An 18246-nucleotide genomic window follows, 5' to 3' on the forward strand; every position below is an offset into this window, starting at 1 on the left:
GGTCGCAGCCGCCTCACTCGTACGCCGTCACCTGGTCCAGCGCCGCGTCCCGCACGTCGGCCACCGGGTGGCGGCGCAGTGCTCTCAGCCGCTCCCGCCAGGGCGCGGCCCAGCCCGTACGGGCGCCCATCGCCCCGGTGACGGCCACGGCGAGCAGCCCCTCGCCGTACCCGCCGTGCGCGCCCAGCCGCCCGACCAGGTCCAGCAGGACGTCGGGGTCACCCTCGTGCGGCTGCCTCTCCAGTCGCTCCCCGACCTCCTGGGCCGTCCGTGCGGCCAGTGCCGGGCGGCCTTCGGTGAGGGCGGCGAGGCGCTCCAGCTGCCGCGGTTCCGCGTCGAGGTCCAGGTGGAACGCCGTGAGGGCGGCCGCCTGCGGTACGAAGGCGTCGTACCCGGCGAGCAGTTCCGCGGCGGCGAGGGCCGCGGGGCGGATGGGCCCCGGGGCCGTCCATGCCTGCTGGGCGAGGCGCTCGACGAGGTGGTCGACGCGCCGTCTGGCGGGTCGATCGCGCCGCTCGCCGGCGTCGGCACGGCCGACCCCCTCCGCCGCGGCGGCGGTCTCCGCCTCGGCCAACGCCCTCAGCGCCTGCTCAAGGCCCCGGCCGCCCCGTGGCGAGCCGGCCGCCGCGGTCACCAGACCGCCCGCCGCCGCGTGCCAGCCGATGCGTCCCGTGAGATCGGTGACGGCGTCGGCGAGGACCGTCGGGGCCTCCGGGGACCAGGGCGCCCAGCGGGCCAGGGCGTCGAAGGCGAGGGTGGCGGTCTCCGGGTCGTCGGTGGACGACACGTCGCGGACCAGCCCCGCGTACCGCTCGCGATGCGACTCGGGCAGCTCCAGCGGGGTGACCCGAAGGACCGCGGTGCGCAGCACCGGCTCCGCGCCGGCGGCGTCGCGCAGCAGGCCCCAGACCGGTTCCTCGGCGAGCAGTCCGCCCGCGAAGGCCACGATGGCGGCGCGGACGTCGACATGGGTGCCCGGCGCGGCGTAGGCCTCGGTCAGCAGCGCCGCCGCCCGCGGCATCGGAAGCCGTACCGCGGTGAGCCGGGCGGCCTCCTTGCGGCTGGTCACCTTGGCGTGCGGGGCGCACAGCACCGCGCGCAGCTGCTCGGCCAGCCGTGAGGGCGCCGCGTACCGGGAGGCCTGCGTGGCCGCGTGGACCGCGACCCGCGCGCGCTCGCCGTCCGCGTGCGCCAGCAGTTCGGGCAGCGCGTCGGCGGGGCGGTCCGTTCGCGCGAGGGCGGCGAGGGCGGCCTCGGCGAGCACCACGTCCAAGGATCCGGTCCAGTGGCGTACGAGATCGGCGCCGCGTCCCGGAACGAGGGCGCCCTGTGCGACGGCGGCGGCCCGTTCGCGGAGCGGCAGGCCGGCGTCCTCGGCCTGGTCCGTCAACTGTCGTGCCAGCGCGCGCTGTTGGCGTGGCACCCAGCGCCGTACGGCAGAGCCCGCCGGTACGGTCCAGGGGGTGCCCTTGGTCAGAAAGCGGCCGTACGGAGGTGACTCGGCGAGCAGCGGGTCGAGCAGGTCGGTGCGGCGCCGGGTGACGATCCGCAGGACGGGCCACAGCGCACCCGCGGACGGTTCGAAGGCGAGGACGCGTGCCACCCGCTCGTCCCGGGTCGCGCGTGGCTCCAGCCACAGGTCGACCGCTCGGCGCGCGGTCGCGTCATTGCCGTAGCGGACGGCCTGCCAGAGGAGTTCCTGCAGTTCGGGCATGCCGGCGGCGCGCCGCCCGACCGCACGGGCGAGCGTGAAGGCGAGGCTGTAGTCGGCCTTTTCGGCGCCCGCCTCGATCCAGGGGCGCAGGGCCTCGTACACCTGGTGCTCCTGGCCGCGCCGCAGGATCGTGTCGAGGCGGCCGAGGTCGGCGTCACCGGTGTTGCCGGAGATCCGGACCAGGGTGCGCAGGGCCCAGTTCACCAGCTCGCGCTGCCCGCCCGCCGCGTGCTCGCGCAGCACGGACAGGGCGAGGTGGCTGAGGTTCTGCCGGGTGGCGGGCGAGGAGTCGCGGGCCTCGACGGCGTCCGTGGCGATGCGGTCGAGGTGCGGCTCGGCGTCCTCGGTGAACAGCGCGGGCCGGACCTCGGACAGTGCGTCGAGCGCGGCCGAGCGCACCGGGTCGTGTTCGTTGCGCAGCCGGCCCATCTCCTCCAGTACGGAGGTGACGGCCGCGCGGTCGCCGGAGCGGGCGGCGTTGCGGATGAGCAACGGCCATGCCTCGGCACGGTCTTCGGCGGACGGGCGGCGGGTGGCCTCGACGAGCCGTGCGCACGCCTCGGCGACGGGCAGGAAGGACTCGGCGAGCAGCACGGAGTGCCACGGGGCGCCGCGTTCGTGTGCGACGGCGGCCGTCCGCCGGGCCTCCTCGGCGACACAACTGCGCGGCAGCACTTCGAGGATGGCCGCGTCGACGGTGATGTGTCCGGCTCCTCGGCCTTCCTGCGCGGCCCGGTAGAAGGCGTGGCGTCGCGCGGGCGGCAGCGCCTTCAGCAGCGGTGCGAGATCACCCCGGTCGGCCAAGTCCCTGCCGTAGGCGGTGAGTTCCGGTGCGCCGGAGCGGGCCAGCCTGCGCAGCACGGCGGAGCTCAGGGCCCGGCTGCGGCGCGCCGCGAATCCGGTGGGGGTGAGCAGCAGCCTCAGCAGCCGACTCGGGTCGGCCGCCGCGAACTGCGCGAAGCGGTCGCGGAGTTGGTGGGGAAGGGTGGCGGGTCCGAAGCGTTCGAGAAGGTCGAGCACGCGCAGTGGCTCCGCCGCGACCGTGGCGGCCACGCCGGGCGCGTACCGGCCCCACCAGGTGTCCCGCAGGGCCTCGGGGAGCGCCGCCAACTCCCCTTCGGCGACGTCGAGAAGGGTGCCCGGATGCCGCTCGGCGAGGATCTTCCAGCCCGGGACGGCGTGGAAGAGGCCGGGAAGCAGCCGGGCGACCGTCTCCGGCGCGCAGGCCGGCAGCAGCCGTGCGGCCTCCGCGTCGCCCCAGTCCCGCCGCAGGCCCGGCAGCAGCCGGTCGGCGAGTGCGGTGCGCCGGCCCGCGACGATCGCGCGCAGCAGCCCTCTGCGGACCGCCTCCGGGGCGTCGTCGAGCGCCGACTCGTACGCGGAGTCGGGTACTTGGAGACTGTGCGCGACCCGCAGGGCATGTCCGCGCACGACGGCGTCCGGGTCGGCGATACGGTCCGCGATCCACTCGGCGTCGCGGCCGACGGAGGCCGCGACGACGGCGATGAACCGTTCGTACGGTCCGCGGGTTTCGAGCTCTTCCAGCACCGGCCGCAGCGGGGCCGTCTCCCGCACCCGCAGGGCGAGTTCACACATGCGCTGGGGGAACGGCAGCGGATCGAGGGCGTTGAGCAGAGTTTCGGCGTGCCGCTGCGGGGTGCGATCCATGCGGGGATTGTGCCTGCTGGAACGGGTGCGGCGTACCGATTTCCCGGTGCGGTCCGGCGCACGCCTGCGGCATCATGCGGCCATGGATGCCAACAGCGCCTCGGAGCGGGCGGTCGGGTTCCTGCTGGGGCTGATCGGGGACGAGGACGCCGAGCGGGTCCGGCGGCGGATCGGCGCGCGTCCCCTTCCGGCCGGGGAACCGGGGATTTCCGGGGAGTCCGTGGATGTGCGGCGCACGGTGCACTCCTGGTGGGCCCGGACGGCCGTGCCGTCCTCCGTGCTGCTGTGGGTGCTGGAGGAGGACGATCCGGAACTGAACGCCCTGGTGTGGCGGCATGTGTCGGCGGACGACGCGATGCGCCGCGCGATCCTGCGAGGCGTACCGCACGGGCCCGGCCGTACGCGTGCCGTACGGGTGGACAAGACACTGCGCCGCGAGCCGGAACCGCCGGTGCCCCCGCACTTCCACACGTTCGGGCTGATCGGTGCGCTGCGGGCGGCCACGTCCATGGGGCCGGCCAGAACCGCCGCGTCCATGGTCGTCGGGCGCCCCGGCTGGGAAGCCGTCGCGGCGGCGGACGGGGAGCGCGCGCTGCCCGGTTACGCGCGCTGGGCGCTGGCCGTGCGCCCCGACTGCCCCGACGCGCTGCGCGCCCAGTTCGGCTCGCACACGAAGTTCACCCATCGGGTGCGGCGGGCGGGCGTCCTCGACAGTCCCGCGCAGTACGCGATGTCGGGGAGCCCCGCGGACCAGGTGCTGCGGGTGCTGTCCCTGGGACGCAGCATGTTCCCGGCCCGTGTGCGGCAGGCCGAGGACACGCTGCGGCCGCTCGTACGGGACCACCTGGGCGAGCGTGAGGACGCGTGGGCCGTGGTCTCCCAACTGGTCGGGACGTACCACGGGACGATTCCTGAACTGGTGATGACGGCCGGTGCCATCGCCTGAGTCGGCAGGGGCCGGAAAGGGCTGCAAGGGGCGGGTGGCTGCAGGGCGAGGGGGCGGATCGGCCGGCACGCAGGGGGGCGGGGCGGCTGGATTCGAACCAGCGTGTTCTGGTTTGGGAGACCAATGCGCCTGCCTCTGCGCTACGGCCCCGCCCTTGCCTCCGAGCGTAATGCCTTGGCCCGATGTCAGTGGGGCCTGGTACCAAGGAGGCAAGGGGGAGATCCGACACAAGGTCGGGTCTGGTCGGGCACGGGGGTGGGGCAATGGCCTATGGAGAGCGGGGGCGGCGGCCCGTCGTCGATCTGGCGGACCGCAGGGCACTGGAGCGGTTCCGGCCCGCCGACCCGGCGGTGGTCGAGTCGGCGCGCCGTCTCAAGGAGGCCGCGCTGCTGGACTTCGGACTGACCGAGTCGGCGGTGGCCTCCTGGCTGTACGCGAAGTGCCACCACCAGCTGGCGACGACAGCCGTGGACACGGCGGCCGTGGTGGCCTCCGGCGACGGCTCCTGCCTGCTGCTCTACAACCCGGACTTCTTCGTACGACTCGGCCTGGACGGCGTGAAGTTCGTGCTGTTCCACGAGGCACGGCATCTGGTCCAGCGGCATCTGTTCGCCGACCCCGAGCTGCACGCGGACCCGGTCTTCGAGGTCGCCACCGAGGTGTCCATCAACCACGTGGCACTCGTGCGGCTCGGCCGGAAGGGACTGCCCCTGCTGGACGGCCGCCCGACGGGCATCGATCCGCGCACGGTCCATGAGGGGTACCGGGAGGACCTGCTAGCGCAGGGACTGGAGCCCGTGGCCTACGACGAGTTCACCGAGACGGACATGACGGTGTACGGCGAGCTGAAGAGGATGCGCCGGCCTCCGGTTCCCGCCGGACGCCTGTGCGTCCACCTGGCGTCCGGGGTGCCCGCCGATCAGGACACCGTCGACGAGGTGTCCTCCTCCGCTCTGCTCAACGCCCTGCTCGCGGCCCGTCGCGGGCATACGGGCGCCGAGCAGGAGCTGCTGGACCTGATGGGCCGGACCGAGGACGCGTCGGCGCGGGCCGCGAAGATCTGGGGGCGGCTCGGCGCGGGAGCGCTGCGCGGCGAGACCGCGCGCACGCGGACGGTCGACTGGTGGCAGCGCTGGCTCGTCGACGTGCTCGGTTCGAAACTCCGCGACGGCGAACGGCTCGTGTACCCCAAGAAGCGGGGTGCGCTGCTCGCGGCGCTCGGCCAGGACCCGATGCTCTCGCGGCGCGGCCCGGTGCGGGACAAGGTGCTCGTGATCGCGTACGACACCTCGGGCTCCATGCCCGACCGGGTGGTCGACTGGCTCACCGACCTCGTCGGGAGGATCGACGGCGTCGAGGCGCACTGGCTGTCCTTCGACGCCGAGGTGATGCCCTTCGAGCCGGGCGGCCGGGTCTACGGCGGGGGCGGCACGAGCTTCCAGGCCGTCGCCGACTATGTGGAGGGGCGCACGGAGGTGAACGGCCGCCGCTGTGAGGCGAGTCCGGACGCCGTGGTGATGCTCACGGACGGATACGCCCCGCCGATCACCCCCGCCGAGCCCGACAAATGGATCTGGCTGATCACCGAAGGCGGTCGCGAGTGGCCCGAGACGCACATACCGGCCATGGACTGCCATCGCGTGACCACCGGATCACGCTAGCCACCAAGCCCCCTCAGCACAGGACCAGGACGGATGACCACCGCCACCGACTCCAGCCACTCCGACCGCACCTCACCCGTGCCCTCCCGCCTTGAGGCGTTCATCGACGCGATGATCGACATGGGGCAGACCGGCCAGATCTTCGGCGAGCACGGCATCGGCAAGACGGCGACGTTCTTCTCGCACGTGGCACGCGCCCACCCCGACGCCACGCTGGTCTACGTGCCCGCGGCGAACCTCACCCCGGACGACCTGCTCGTCAACGCGCCGGTACGGGACCCCCGCACCGGCGAACTCGTGCTGCGTCAGCTCGTCATGAGCCAGCTGAAGCCCGGCACTCCCTTCGTGCTGCTCATCGACGACTCCCTGCAGGCCGGCGACACGGTCCAGTCGCAGCTGATGCAGATCGCCTGCGACTGGACCCTCGGCGAGCACGATCTGCGCGCCCTGGGCTGCGTCGGCGTCTTCCTCACCGACAACGAGTCGCTCGCCGAGACCTCGGCGCGGCGCAGCGACCTCGCGCTCCTCGACCGCATGGTCACCCTGCGCGTCTCGGCGAACGACACCTCGTGGCGCCGCCACCTCGCGGCCACGTACCGGGAGTGGGACCTGACTCCGGTCCTCTCCCTGTGGGCGTCCCTCTCCCCCGCGCTGCGCGAGCTGCTGTCACCGCGCACGCTGGACCATGTGCTGGCCAACGCCCGGGAAGGATTCCCGCTGCGCTGGGGCCTGCCGCTGGTGGACGGCGAGCGGCTGCGTCTCGTCGAGCCCCGGCCGGACGGCAGGCCCGGGCAGAACCGCACGGCCGAGATCCTGGACCGGATCGCCGAGCACCTGGGCGTGTCCAATCCCCCGACGCTGCCCGATCCGGTGCGTCAGGTGGTGCGGGCCGCACTGCGCAATCGCTGGACGGTACTGCTCCAGGGCCCGCCGGGGTGCGGCAAGACAGAGCTCGTACGGGAGACGGTGCGCGCGGGGCTCGGCCGGGAGCCGCTGTACTTCTCGCTGCCGGTGACCAATGTCGAGGATCTGTGCGCCCCCATCCCGTCGGCGGACGGCACGCTCGACAACCTGCTCGCGGCGAACTTCACCGGTCCCGAGCCGAAGGCGATCGTCTGGGACGAGTACAACCGGCCCAAGGACAAGGCCGCGTTCGCCAAGCTGATGGAGATCACCCAGGAGTGGTCGCTCGCCGGGCGGCGGATCGAGAACCTGCGGGCGCAGATCGCCGTCCAGAACCCGCCGTACCACCTGGGCCGCAAGCTCCTGGTCGCGCGGAACAACATCGCGCAGGCCAGCCGCTTCACGGCCTCGCTGACGGTCGAGCCCGGGGACATCCCGGCCAACGAGTGGCTGCTCGCGCGCTACGGCTCGGACGCCGAGACCGTGCTGGAGTGGTGGAAGCACGACATCGACGACGACGGGCGTGCCTGGATCACCAAGCGGACCCTGGAGCGGCTCATCAAACTGCACCGGCGGGGGCTGCCGCTGGAGATGGGCACGGTCTACCTCGGCGACGGCGAGTACGCCCCGGTGTCGCTGACGGCGCTCGTCGACCGGCTGCGCGGACGCCCGGTGACGGGCCTGCGCGAGCTCGCCCGCGAGGCGGACGGGTGGGAGGCGCGGCTGCGGCGTGCGGCGGAGCACTCCGAGGAGGGCGCCGACGACAGCGACGTCGTCCACCAGATCCTCGCCAACGCGGAGCTGTCCCAGCTGAGGAAGCACCGGGCGGTGGTGGCCCGCCTGGTGCCGCTGCTGCCGCCGAAGCTGCGGGCGACGTATCTGGTGGGGGCGTCCGAGCAGCAGCAGCGGTTCTGGACGGAGATATTCGTCGCGATGCGGCGCTGATCACCGGTCGGCGTCGCCGCCGGGCGGCGCCGTGCGGTGGACACTGCGCACGGCGGCGACGTCGGCGGGCACCGCCGGCATCGGGAGGTGCGCGCTCAGTACGTCCAGGCGGCGCTTGACGCTGGTCGCGATGGACTGGCCCAGCACGAACCGGGTCGCGGTCGCGGCGCGCGGGGCGGTGTCGAGGAGCCGGTGGGCCTCGCGGCTGCGCATGCCGGTGTGGGTGAGGACGAGATGGGTGAGACGGTGTTCGGCGCTCGCGAGGATGTCCGCGATGTCGCCGGCCGCCGTGAGGTCGACCCTGTTGTCGGCCGCGCCGAGCACCGCGGCCGCCCGTACCCGTCCGAGGTCGAGCAGGGTGACACCGGCCGTGGTCGCCGCCGTCACCAGCCGGGCGGCGGCGCTCGGTCCGATGCCGTTGCTGGCGACGGAGAGCCGGGTGAGCCGTCCGTACGGAGCCCGCTCCAGCGCCTCGGCGAGACGCAGCGCGCCCCGGTCGCCCAACCGCGCCGCGGATACGTAGAGTTCGTCGACCGCGCCCTCGGCGATCAGCGCGGACAGCGGTACCGCGCCCGCCGCGCCGAGCGGATTTCCCCCCACGAACAGCCGCTCGATGCGGCGCCCGTGCTCCGCCGCGGCGAGGAGCGCGTCGACGAGGACGAGGGCGCCCGACGCGTCGAGTCCGGTCTGCACGAGGTCGAGGGTACGCAACGACCGTGCGGACTCGACGAGCTCGGCGGCGGCCCGACCGCCCCCGCTGCCCAGCGGGTTGCGCTTGAGCCACACACCCGTGACCACCCGTGGCGAGGCGCGCAGGTTGTCGGCGATGCGGCAGGCGCCGCCCGCGGTGATCCCGTTGCAGCCGAGGTACAGCGTCTCGACATCCGCGTTCGCGGCCACGGCCGCGGCACCCTCGTCGCCGAGCCCGTCGGTGCCGAGCAGCAGGTGCCGCACGGGAGAGGGCCCCTCCGAGACGGCGGACACCTCGGAGAGGGCCTCGGCGACCAGCGCCGCGCCCTCCGCACCGAGTCCCTGTTTGCACAGGTCGAGACGGCCGTCGGGCAGCGCCGTACCGGCCGTGAAGTCCAGCCGCTCGCCCGCCGGACGACCGCCGCGCAACCAGTCGAGCAGCGGGGCGAGTTCGGCCAAGGGGCGCGGCACGACCGGCGGTACGCCCGCGAACTCCGGCGCCGATACCGACGCCTGTTCCGACGCCGACTCCTGCTCCTCCTCCTGCTCCCCTTCCGGCTCGTTCACCATTCCGCCTCCCGGTAGTCCTTGAGGAACACCCCGGACACGGGCGCGCCCGCCTCACCGCGCACGATCGGGTCGTACACCCGGGCCGCGCCGTCCACCACGTCGAGCGGTGTACGGAAGCCGGCGTCCGCCATCCGCTCCTTCTTCGGAGCGGGGTTCTCGTCGGTGATCCAGCCGGTGTCGACGGCGCACATGTGCACGCCCTGCTCGGCCAGTTCGGCGGCGCTGGTACGGGTGAGCATGTTGAGGGCGGCCTTGGCCATATTGGTGTGCGGGTGGCCCGGCATCTTGTTGCGTACGGCGAAGCGGCCCTCGACGGCGGTCACGTTGACGACATATCGGCGGGGGTGGGGCGAGGCGAGCAGCAGGGGCAGCAGCCGGTCGCACAGCAGCGCCGGGGCGAGCGCGTTGACCAACTGGGTCTCCAGGACCTCGGCCGGGTCGAGTTCGCCCAGCCGGGCCGACCAGGAGTTCTCCGGGGAGGGATCGGGCAGCAGTCCGGCCTCGTCGGCCTCCCGCAAGGCCGCGGGCAGCGCCGCGGGGCCGCTCCCGAGTGCCCGCATCGGCGCGAACCCCGGCGCCGACCGGGCGCCTTCGGGCAGCCCGGCGCGCTCCCCGGCGGCCAGCAGCGCGTACGACTCGGCGGGGCGGCGCACCGTCTGCGCGGCGTTGTTCACCAGGATGTCGAGGGGTTCGCCCTCCTGCCTGAGCTGCTCGCAGATCCCGAGCACTTGGCGCGGATCCCGCAGATCCACCGCGAGCACCGTCAGTCGGTCCAGCCACTTCTCGCTGCCCGGAGCGGCTCGGAAGCGACGTGCGGTGTCGTGCGGAAAGCGGCTGGTGACCAGGAGTTCGGCGCCGTCGCGCAGCATCATCAAGGCCAGCTGGAAGCCGATCTTGACCCTGCCCCCGGTGAGCAGCGCGCGCCGACCGCTCAGATCGGCGCCGAGCGTACGCCGGGCGGCGTTGTCGGCGGCGCAGTCCGGGCACAGCCGGTGGTAGAAGGAGTCGACCTGTCGATAGGACGTCTTGCAGACGTAGCAGGCCCGAGCCCTCACGAAGACCCCCGCGCCAGAAACGGCCCCGGGCCCTGCAACATGTCCGTCTCCGGAAACACCCGCGACTCCGGGAACAGCCCCCGGCCTCAGGACACCTCCAGCTCCGGAAACACTCACAATTCCGGAAACAGCCCCGGGGCCCAGGACACCTCCGCCTTCGAAAACAGCCCCGGCCCGGAAACCAGCTTCGGATCCTGGGACGCCCCCGGCTCCGGGAACACCCGCGGTTCCGGAAACACCCCCGGCTCCGGGAACACCCGCGGTTCCGGAAACACCCGCGGTTCCGGGAACAGCGCTGGGCTCCAGGACGCCCCCGGCTTCGAAAACAGCCTCAGCTCCCGGAACGTCCCCAGGACGGAAACCCGCCCCGGCTCCCGGGACACCCCCGGCTTCGAAAGAAGCCTCGGCTCCCGGAACCCCCGCGGCTCCGGAAGCACCCGTGCCACCGGGAACCCCCGCGGTTCCGGGAACCCCCGCGGTTTGAGGAAGGGACAGCGGCGCGTCCTCGCGCCGGTCGAGCGCCCCGGTCGCGGTCGCGGCCATCACCGCCGCGTCGGCGGCGGACAGTTCGGCTCCGCGCGCCTTGCGCCTGCGCAGCCGCCCGTCGCGCGCGAAGGACGCGGCGACCTGTTCGGCCCGCAGCCGCACCGGGTCGTCGACGGGCAGCGCCCGCAGCTTGCCGACCGTACGGTGGAATGCCGCAAGCTCGTCGTCAGTGATCCCGCCGCCCTCACCCATGTGTCCCCGCCCCGCGTGTGCACTGCCGTGGCCCCGGCCGGATTCGAACCGGCGTGACCGCCTTGAGAGGGCGGCGAGTCTGCCTCTGCTCTACAGGGCCCCGCTCTCCCGGTCCGCCGGACCGGACGCAGCCCGGACGACCGGATTCGAACCGGCGTGCCCGCCTTGCCAGGCGGCGAGTCTGCCTCTGCTCTACGCCCGGGTGCGCCACCGGATCCTAACCGCACACCCACCGGGCCGCCCTACCGAATTACGGTCGGGAGTCGGCCGGGGCGTGGCCGTTCACGGTGCAGGTGTGCAGGTGTGCAGGTGTGCGGGTTGCCCTGCACGCGTGCGAGGGGCCCGGTCAGTTCTGGTCCGCGCGCCGGAGGCTGAGCCGTTCCTTCTCGGACAGGCCGCCCCAGACGCCGAAGCGTTCGTCGTTGTTGAGCGCGTATTCGAGGCAGGCGGAGCGCATCTCGCACATGCCGCAGATGCGCTTGGCCTCACGCACCGAACTGCCCGGCTCGGGAAAGAAGAAATCGGCCCCGGTCTGCGCGCACAGCGCCTGCTCCTGCCAGGCGAAGTCGGCCGGGGTGATGGTGTCGGTGTGCATGACAGAGATCGTGCCGCGCGGCGAAAAACGTTCGATCAACGCGGGATCAACGCCGCGTTCCGAAGTGCTCGGCGCCCCCGATGATGGCCCGCCGAACAGGGCGACGCACAGCGGCGCGCGCGAGTCATGAAAACAATACAAACATACCCGATCACCCAGGGTAAGCACAGCGGTCACGCTCGCCCACGGTCGGCGTACCGGCAGCGATTGTCAGTAGGCGGTGCAAGACTCGGCACTGCAGACAACGGGACCCCTCAAAGGAGGGCAATCATGCTCACCACCCGCTTTGTCACCGGCGCTCCGAACTGGCTCGATGTCGGCACCCCCGACATCGAAGGCGCCACTTCCTTCTACGGAGGCCTCTTCGACTGGCAGTTCCAGTCGGCGGGGCCCGACGCCGGCGGCTACGGCTTCTTCCAACTCGCCGGAAAGACCGCCGCGGGCGGCATGCAGACCACCGCCGAACAGGGCCCGCCCTCCTGGACGGTGTACTTCCAGAGTCCTGACGCGCAGGCCACGGCGAAGGCCGTCGAGCAGGCCGGCGGCAGTGTGCTCTTCCAGCCCATGGACGTCATGGGCCAGGGCCACATGGCGATCCTCACCGACGAGGCCGGGGTGCCCTTCGGCATCTGGCAGCCGGGCCAGACCAAGGGCGTCGACGTGGCCGGCGACCCGGGCTCGCTGTGCTGGGTCGAGCTCTACACCCCGGACGTCCCCGCGGCCGCCGCGTTCTACAACTCCGTGTTCGGCTGGGAGACCTCGGCCGCGCCCTTCCCCGGCGGTACCTACACCTGCGTCAATCCCGCGGGAGGCGAGGAGGAGGACATGTTCGGCGGCGTGGTCCCGCTGGCCGACGACCCGACCGAGGCCGAGTCCGGCGCGTACTGGCTGCCCTACTTCGAGGTCACGGACACGGACGCGACCGTGGCCAAGGCGCTGGAGCTGGGCGGCACGGTCCGCATGCCGGCCACGGACCTGGAAGGTGTCGGCCGTATGGCGAAGCTCGCCGACCCTTACGGGGCACGCTTCGCGGTGATCAAGAGCGCGCCGCGGCAGAGCTGACATCGCACCGAGCCGGGACCGGGACCGGTGGAGTCCCGATGTACGGACCCCACCGATCCCCCCCGTCACCGGAGCCGCCAGGACATCCCCCGCCCGAGGAAGCGCTCCCGGTCCCCCCACCACCAAGGCACTCCCCATCTCCGTGCGCCCCAACAAAACGGGGATTGATCCCCGTTTCGCCGATCGAGGATACCATCAGTTCCGGGGAGCAGTCCCCGTTACTACCGAGAGGCGAGATCATGACCGTCGGGGTGAACGGGCCCGATCCGGTGCGGCGGCGCGACGCGCGGCGCAACCGCGAGTTGCTGGTCGACGCGGCCCGGGAGGTGTTCGCCGCGCAGGGCCTGGACGCGCCGCTGGATGTGATCGCACGCCGGGCCGGCGTCGGAAACGCCACGCTCTACCGGCACTTCCCGAGCCGCGCCGCGCTGGTCGACGAGGTGTTCCGCGGCTCGCTCACCCAGACCATGGACGCCGGGGAGCTGGCCCGGACCGCCGAGGACGCCTGGGCGGGTCTGCTGGGTTACGTCGAATCGGTCTTCGCGGGCCTCGCCGCCGACCGCGGGACCAACGATCTGATGACCACCCGCCTGGAAGGCGTCGAATCCCTCGATGCCGTCCACGCCCACAACAGGGAGACGGTGGAGGTGCTTCTGCGGCGCGGCCGTGAACAGGGCACGATCCGTGGCGATCTCACCACCGAGGACCTCCTTGTCGCACTGGCCGCCCTCGGCCGTGCCGTCCCGGCCCTCACGAGCACGGCCCCGGACGCCTGGCGCCGTCCGCTCGCCCTCCTCCTGGCCGGCCTGCGCGCCTCTCCCGCCGCGGATCCGCTGCCCGAGCCGTCCCTCACCCCTCGCCAACTCGGCGCATTCCTCGGGTACTTGGGCCCGCACGGGAACTGACGGAAGCAATCGGACCCAAGCAGACCAAGGCGGACCCAAGCAGACCCAAGCGAACGCGAACGAACGTGGACGGACGCGAACGGACGTGATCGCGGCGGACCTACGCCGAGGCCCGCCGTACCAAGGTCGTCGGCAGCACCACGCTGGCAGGCCCGCCCCCCGAACCCACCTTGCCGGTCCGTCGACCGAGCTCCCACAGCAGCAGGCGGGCCATCAACCGGCCCATTTCCTCTATGTCCTGACGGACCGTCGTCAGGGGCGGGTCCGTCTGTTCGGCGACCGGAAGCATGTCGTCGAACCCGATCACGGCGACGTCCTCCGGCACCCGCCGCCCCCGCTCGCGCAGCACCCGCAGGGCTCCGGAGGCCGTCAGGTCGTTCGCGGCGAACACCGCGTCGACGTCGGGGCAGCGCCGCAGCAGCTCCCGCATCGCGCGCTCGCCGCCCGCGGGCGTGAAGTCGCCCTCGACGACAAACCGTGGATCGGCGTCGGCCATGACGTCCCGGAACCCGTCGAGCCGGTCCACCGCGGAGGTCTGGTCGAGGGCGCCGGTGATGTGCGCGACGCGCGTACGGCCGAGTCCGACGAGATGGCGTACGGCTTCGCGGGCGCCACCCCGGTTGTCGCTGTCGACGTACACCGGGGACACGGCGTGGCGCGTACCGTCGCCCCAGCCGGGCCGGCCGCCGAACACGGTGGGCACGCCCGCGCCGTGGATCAGCTCCGGGAGCGGGTCGTCGAGGTGCAGCGAGAAGACGAGCGCGCCGTCGACGTGCCCGCCGGCGAGATAGCGGCCGACGCGGGCGTGGTCGTCGCGGCCCTCCGTGAGCAGCAGGACGAGCTGCGAGTCGTGCGCCGTCAACTCCTTGCTGATGCCCCGGAGCTGGAGGGCGAAGAAGGGGTCGGCGAAGACCCTGGTCTCCGGTTCGGCGATGACCACGGCGACAGCGTCGTGGCGCCGGGTGACCAGGCTGCGTGCGGCCTGGTTGGGCACGTAACCGAGCTCCTCGACGGCCCGTCTGACCCGCCTGACGAGCGGTTCGCGCACTCCGTCGCCGCCGTTGACCACACGTGAGGCCGTGGCCCGGGAGACCCCGGCCCGCGCGGCCACGGCCTCCAGCGTGGGGCGCGACGCTGTCTCGGTCACCTCAGGGCTCCTCCTCGGCGGTTGCGGAGAAGAATAGCCCCAGGCAGCGCGCGATGAGAGCGCTCCCCGACCCGCACCGGCCCCGCCCGAAACCCCCTTCCAGGCCGGATGAGCGGCAGCTGCCGGCGCGCGCCGACGTCACCACCGCCGAGGCACCTCCGCGCCTCCCGCCCCGACATATCCTGATCCGCACTGCTCCGCCCTGCTCCACTCTGCTCCGCCTTGGCCGGTCCGATCCGGCCTGCCCCGGCCCGCTACCCCTCCTCGCGCCTGGCCCGGCTCGGTTGTACCCGTTTCGGCTCGCCCGGCATCTTCGGGTACTCGGGGGGATACGGCAGGTCGCCGAGACCATGGTCGTGTTCGTCGCGGCTCGCCAGTTCCAGCAGTGCTTCGAGGGAGAAGGCGTGGTCGTCCATGTCCGCGTGCACATCACCGAGTTCGGCGAAGCGCTCGGGCATGGTCGCCAGGTCGAAGTCCCGGGGACGGGCGTCGCCCACCTCGTCCCAGCGCAGGGGCGCCGACACGGGGGCGTGCGGGCGGGGCCGTACCGAATAGGCGGAGGCGATCGTGCGGTCCCGCGCCGTCTGGTTGTAGTCGACGAAGATCTTTTCGCCGCGTTCCTCCTTCCACCAGGCGGTGGTCACCTGATCCGGCATCCGGCGTTCGAGCTCGCGCCCCACGGCGATGGCGGCCCGGCGTACCTGCGTGAAGGTCCAGCGGGGTGCGATCGGCACGAAGACGTGCAGCCCGCGGCCGCCGGAGGTCTTGGGCCAGCCGCGCAGGTCCCCGTACTCGTGGAGCACCTCGCGCAGTTCATGGGCGGCGCGCACCGCGTCCTCGTAGTCCGTGCCGGGCTGCGGATCGAGGTCGATACGGAGTTCGTCGGGGCGGTCGACGTCGTCGCGGCGTACCGGCCAGGGGTGGAAGGTGAGCGTGCCGAACTGCGCGGCCCACACCACGGCGGCGACCTCGGTGGGGCACATCTCGTCGGCACTGCGTCCGCTGGGGAAGGTGATGTGCGCGGTCGGGATCCAGTCGGGCATGTTCTTGGGCGCCCGTTTCTGGAAGAAGTTCTCGCCCGTGACGCCCTCCGGGTACCGCTCCAGGGTGGTGGGGCGGTTGCGCAGGGCGCGGAGGATGCCGTCGCCGACGGACAGGTAGTACTGGGCGAGGTCCAGCTTCGTGAAGCCGCGCTCCGGGAAGAAGATCTTGCCCGGGCTGGACAGACGTACGGTCCTCCCGGCTGCGTCGAGTTCCACCGCATCCGCCATGCGAGCCACGGTAGGCGCAGCGTCGGCACCTCGCACACCGGGCGGAACCGGCACCTCGCACACCGGGCGAAAGATGACGGACCGCAGCAGAATCGAGGCATGGATCTGCCGGTGATGCCACCCGTGAAGCCGATGCTCGCCAAGTCCGTGGCGAAGATCCCCCCGGACATGCAGTACGAGGCGAAGTGGGACGGCTTCCGCGCGATCGTGTTCCGCGACGGCGTCGAGGTCGAGCTCGGCAGTCGCACCGGGAAGACGCTGACCAGGTACTTCCCCGAGCTGGTGGAGGCGTTGCGGGAGCGGCTGCCGGAGCGCTGTGTGATGGATGGCGAGATCGTGATCGCCAGGGACGGGCGGCTCGACTTCGACGCCCTCACCGAGCGCATCCACCCCGCGGCTTCAAGGGTGCGGATGCTGGCGGAGAAGACCCCCGCCTCCTTCGTGGCCTTCGATCTGCTCGCGCTGTCCGACGAGTCACTGCTCGACGTTCCGCTCGGCGACCGTCGCGCCCTGCTGACGATGGCCCTGTCCGGGGTGACGGCTCCGGTTCATCTGGCACCGGCGACCACGGACCGCGAGGTGGCGGCGCGGTGGTTCGAGCAGTACGAGGGCGCGGGCCTGGACGGGGTGATCGCCAAACCGCTCACCCTGCGCTACCGGCAGGACGAACGGGCCATGTTCAAGATCAAGCACGAGCGCACGGCGGACGTCGTCGTCGCGGGGTACCGCCTCCACAAGAGCGGGCCCATTGTCGGTTCCCTGCTGCTCGGCCTGTACGACGACGGGGGCACCCTCCAGCACGTGGGCGTGAGCGCCGCCTTTCCCATGAGACAACGGGCGGAACTGGTGGAGGAGTTGGAACCGCTGCGCCTGGAGAACGTCGAGGAGCATCCCTGGGCGGCCTGGTCGGACGAGTCGGCGCACGAGTCCGCTCGGCTGCCGGGGGCTCCCAGCCGGTGGTCGACGAAGAAGGACTTCTCCTGGGTGCCACTGCGGCCCGAGCGGGTGGCCGAGGTGGCGTACGACCACATGGAGAACGGCGTCCGGTTCCGCCACACGGCCCGTTTCCGCCGCTGGCGCCCGGACCGTACCGCCGAGAGCTGCACCTACGGCCAGCTGGACGAGCCCGTCGGGTACGACCTCGCGGAGATCCTCGGACCGCAGAACTGACCCCGTCACCCGCACAACCGACCCGCCGCCCGATCAGTCCAACAGGTGGACTGATCGGCCCCACTCGACGCGCACGAACAGAACTGAACGGGCATGTCCACCGATGAACCTATGAGCACATAATCGACGGCACGGGACAGGGTGGCACGGTGGGCATGCGACAGATGGCGCGGATGCGGATGCGGATACGGCGCGGCGCGACGACGGCGGCGGCGCTGCTGACCGTCGCGGTGACGGGCTCCCTGGTGACGGGCTGCAGCTCGAACGGTGGCGCGACCGACGACGGACGCGGACCCGTGCCCAGCGCGAGCCGGCCGCAGGAATCGGGGCAGGGACCCGCGCCGAGCCCCGCCGGCGTCGCCGACGCGGGCCCCGTACTGGCCGTGAAGATCGACAACGTGGCCGCGGCCCGCCCCCAGACGGGTCTCGACGCGGCGGACATCGTGTACGCGGAGCAGGTCGAGGGTGGTCTGAGCCGGCTGATGGCCATCTATGCGAGCAAGCTGCCGAAGGCCATCGGGCCGGTGCGCAGTGCGCGCGAATCCGACCTCGAACTGCTGCGCCAGTTCGACAAGCCGACGCTCGCCTTCTCGGGCGCCCAGCACAAGCTGCTCCCGATTATCGACAAGGCCCCGCTGCGCGCGATACCACCCGAGCAGGAATCCGGCGCCTACTACCGCGGCACGGACAAGGCCGCCCCGCACAACCTCTATCTGCACCCCCGGAAGCTGGTCCGTTCCGCACCCGGCGCCGCCGCCCTCACCACGGGGTTCCACTACGGTGCGGCCCCCGCGGGCGGCACCCCGGAGACCTCACGTACGGTGCGCTTCCCGGCCGCCCGCTTCGCCTTCTCCTGGTCCGCGAGCAAGCACCGCTGGCTGGTGTCGATGGACGGGACGCCGACGGTGACGACGGACGGGAAACGAGTGGCTCCCGCGACCGTCGTGGTGCAGTACGTGAAGGTGCACAAGTCCAAGTACCACGACGTTCTCGGCAACAACACGCCGTACACGGAGACGGTCGGTTCGGGGACGGCGAAGGTGCTGCGCGACGGCAAGGTCTACACGGCGCACTGGGACCGCCCCGAGGCTACGGGCGGCACGGAGTTCACGACCGCGGACGGCGCGCCGATGAACTTCGCGCAGGGCCAGGTATGGGTGGTCTTCGCCAAGGCGTGACGTCGACGTCGACAAGGTCGAGCTGCCG

Annotated in this window: 13 protein-coding genes, 3 tRNA genes and 1 pseudogene; 8 read left to right on the plus strand and 9 right to left on the minus strand. The window is 72.4% G+C overall.

Annotated features, from left to right (window positions below; all coding sequences use genetic code 11):
- Positions 1 to 13: 13 nt before the first annotated feature.
- Positions 14 to 3382, minus strand: coding sequence for a hypothetical protein (locus RV986_RS08035; protein ID WP_475916723.1), 3369 nt, complete (start codon positions 3380 to 3382; stop codon positions 14 to 16).
- An 82-nt stretch (positions 3383 to 3464) separates the two neighbouring features.
- On the opposite strand from RV986_RS08035, the gene RV986_RS08040 reads away from it, so the two are divergent.
- Positions 3465 to 4328, plus strand: coding sequence for a hypothetical protein (locus tag RV986_RS08040; RefSeq protein WP_475916724.1), 864 nt, complete (start codon positions 3465 to 3467; stop codon positions 4326 to 4328).
- Between the two features lie 76 nt (positions 4329 to 4404).
- Here RV986_RS08040 and RV986_RS08045 read toward each other — a convergent pair.
- A tRNA-Gly gene (locus RV986_RS08045) sits at positions 4405 to 4480 on the minus strand.
- A 111-nt stretch (positions 4481 to 4591) separates the two neighbouring features.
- Here RV986_RS08045 and RV986_RS08050 point away from each other — a divergent pair.
- Together RV986_RS08050 and RV986_RS08055 are read left to right on the plus strand one after the other, a co-directional pair.
- On the plus strand, positions 4592 to 5989 hold the full coding sequence (locus RV986_RS08050; protein WP_475916725.1) for a DUF2201 family putative metallopeptidase: 1398 nt from the start codon (positions 4592 to 4594) through the stop codon (positions 5987 to 5989).
- Between the two features lie 33 nt (positions 5990 to 6022).
- Entirely contained in the window at positions 6023 to 7837 is a 1815-nt protein-coding gene (locus RV986_RS08055) for an AAA family ATPase (RefSeq protein WP_475916726.1), read from the plus strand.
- On the opposite strand, the gene RV986_RS08060 is transcribed toward RV986_RS08055, so the two are convergent.
- Complete coding sequence (locus RV986_RS08060) at positions 7838 to 9097, minus strand: leucine-rich repeat domain-containing protein (protein ID WP_475916727.1); 1260 nt, start codon at positions 9095 to 9097, stop codon at positions 7838 to 7840. It lies immediately after the preceding gene.
- A pseudogene (locus RV986_RS08065) lies at positions 9091 to 10176 on the minus strand (SDR family NAD(P)-dependent oxidoreductase); the annotation flags it as partial. The gene RV986_RS08060 and the pseudogene RV986_RS08065, both read right to left, overlap by 7 nt.
- Before the next feature lie 456 nt (positions 10177 to 10632).
- Here RV986_RS08065 and RV986_RS08070 point away from each other — a divergent pair.
- On the plus strand, positions 10633 to 10947 hold the full coding sequence (locus RV986_RS08070) for a hypothetical protein (RefSeq protein ID WP_475916728.1): 315 nt from the start codon (positions 10633 to 10635) through the stop codon (positions 10945 to 10947).
- Here RV986_RS08070 and RV986_RS08075 read toward each other — a convergent pair.
- The 3 genes from RV986_RS08075 to RV986_RS08085 all read right to left on the minus strand — a co-directional run bounded on the left by RV986_RS08075 (position 10919) and on the right by RV986_RS08085 (position 11485).
- Positions 10919 to 10990, minus strand: a tRNA-Glu gene (locus RV986_RS08075). The genes RV986_RS08070 and RV986_RS08075 overlap by 29 nt on opposite strands.
- A 31-nt stretch (positions 10991 to 11021) precedes the next feature.
- Positions 11022 to 11092: transfer RNA gene (locus tag RV986_RS08080), tRNA-OTHER, on the minus strand.
- A 144-nt stretch (positions 11093 to 11236) separates the two neighbouring features.
- Positions 11237 to 11485, minus strand: a complete 249-nt coding sequence (locus tag RV986_RS08085; RefSeq protein ID WP_475924215.1) for a WhiB family transcriptional regulator — start codon at positions 11483 to 11485, stop codon at positions 11237 to 11239.
- Between the two features lie 270 nt (positions 11486 to 11755).
- Here RV986_RS08085 and RV986_RS08090 point away from each other — a divergent pair, with 270 nt between their 5' ends.
- Together RV986_RS08090 and RV986_RS08095 are read left to right on the plus strand one after the other, a co-directional pair.
- A complete protein-coding gene (locus tag RV986_RS08090; RefSeq protein WP_475916729.1) occupies positions 11756 to 12547 on the plus strand; it encodes a VOC family protein in 792 nt (263 codons plus the stop codon).
- A 239-nt stretch (positions 12548 to 12786) separates the two neighbouring features.
- Positions 12787 to 13452, plus strand: coding sequence for a TetR/AcrR family transcriptional regulator (locus RV986_RS08095; RefSeq protein WP_475916730.1), 666 nt, complete (start codon positions 12787 to 12789; stop codon positions 13450 to 13452).
- A gap of 100 nt (positions 13453 to 13552) precedes the next feature.
- On the opposite strand, the gene RV986_RS08100 is transcribed toward RV986_RS08095, so the two are convergent.
- Together RV986_RS08100 and ligD are read right to left on the minus strand one after the other, a co-directional pair.
- A complete protein-coding gene (locus RV986_RS08100) occupies positions 13553 to 14599 on the minus strand; it encodes a LacI family DNA-binding transcriptional regulator (RefSeq protein ID WP_475916731.1) in 1047 nt (348 codons plus the stop codon).
- A 254-nt stretch (positions 14600 to 14853) separates the two neighbouring features.
- Entirely contained in the window at positions 14854 to 15870 is a 1017-nt protein-coding gene (ligD, locus tag RV986_RS08105; protein WP_475916732.1) for a non-homologous end-joining DNA ligase, read from the minus strand.
- 99 nt (positions 15871 to 15969) lie between these two features.
- Between ligD and RV986_RS08110 the strand changes: the two genes are divergently transcribed.
- Together RV986_RS08110 and RV986_RS08115 are read left to right on the plus strand one after the other, a co-directional pair.
- Positions 15970 to 17040, plus strand: a complete 1071-nt coding sequence (locus RV986_RS08110; protein ID WP_475916733.1) for an ATP-dependent DNA ligase — start codon at positions 15970 to 15972, stop codon at positions 17038 to 17040.
- A 155-nt stretch (positions 17041 to 17195) separates the two neighbouring features.
- On the plus strand, positions 17196 to 18218 hold the full coding sequence (locus RV986_RS08115) for a DUF3048 domain-containing protein (protein ID WP_475916734.1): 1023 nt from the start codon (positions 17196 to 17198) through the stop codon (positions 18216 to 18218).
- Positions 18219 to 18246: the final 28 nt, after the last annotated feature.

The organism is Streptomyces sp. RLA012 (genome assembly GCF_056270325.1).

Bases quoted from the DNA above. Each gene is read 5' to 3' on its own strand.
- RV986_RS08035 (WP_475916723.1), bottom strand. From the start codon at position 3,382: ATGGATCGCACCCCGCAGCGGCACGCCGAAACTCTGCTCAACGCCCTC.
- RV986_RS08040 (WP_475916724.1), top strand. From the start codon at position 3,465: ATGGATGCCAACAGCGCCTCGGAGCGGGCGGTCGGGTTCCTGCTGGGG.
- RV986_RS08050 (WP_475916725.1), top strand. From the start codon at position 4,592: ATGGCCTATGGAGAGCGGGGGCGGCGGCCCGTCGTCGATCTGGCGGAC.
- RV986_RS08055 (WP_475916726.1), top strand. From the start codon at position 6,023: ATGACCACCGCCACCGACTCCAGCCACTCCGACCGCACCTCACCCGTG.
- RV986_RS08060 (WP_475916727.1), bottom strand. From the start codon at position 9,097: ATGGTGAACGAGCCGGAAGGGGAGCAGGAGGAGGAGCAGGAGTCGGCG.
- RV986_RS08085 (WP_475924215.1), bottom strand. From the start codon at position 11,485: ATGCACACCGACACCATCACCCCGGCCGACTTCGCCTGGCAGGAGCAG.
- RV986_RS08090 (WP_475916729.1), top strand. From the start codon at position 11,756: ATGCTCACCACCCGCTTTGTCACCGGCGCTCCGAACTGGCTCGATGTC.
- RV986_RS08095 (WP_475916730.1), top strand. From the start codon at position 12,787: ATGACCGTCGGGGTGAACGGGCCCGATCCGGTGCGGCGGCGCGACGCG.
- ligD (WP_475916732.1), bottom strand. From the start codon at position 15,870: ATGGCGGATGCGGTGGAACTCGACGCAGCCGGGAGGACCGTACGTCTG.
- RV986_RS08110 (WP_475916733.1), top strand. From the start codon at position 15,970: ATGGATCTGCCGGTGATGCCACCCGTGAAGCCGATGCTCGCCAAGTCC.
- RV986_RS08115 (WP_475916734.1), top strand. From the start codon at position 17,196: ATGCGACAGATGGCGCGGATGCGGATGCGGATACGGCGCGGCGCGACG.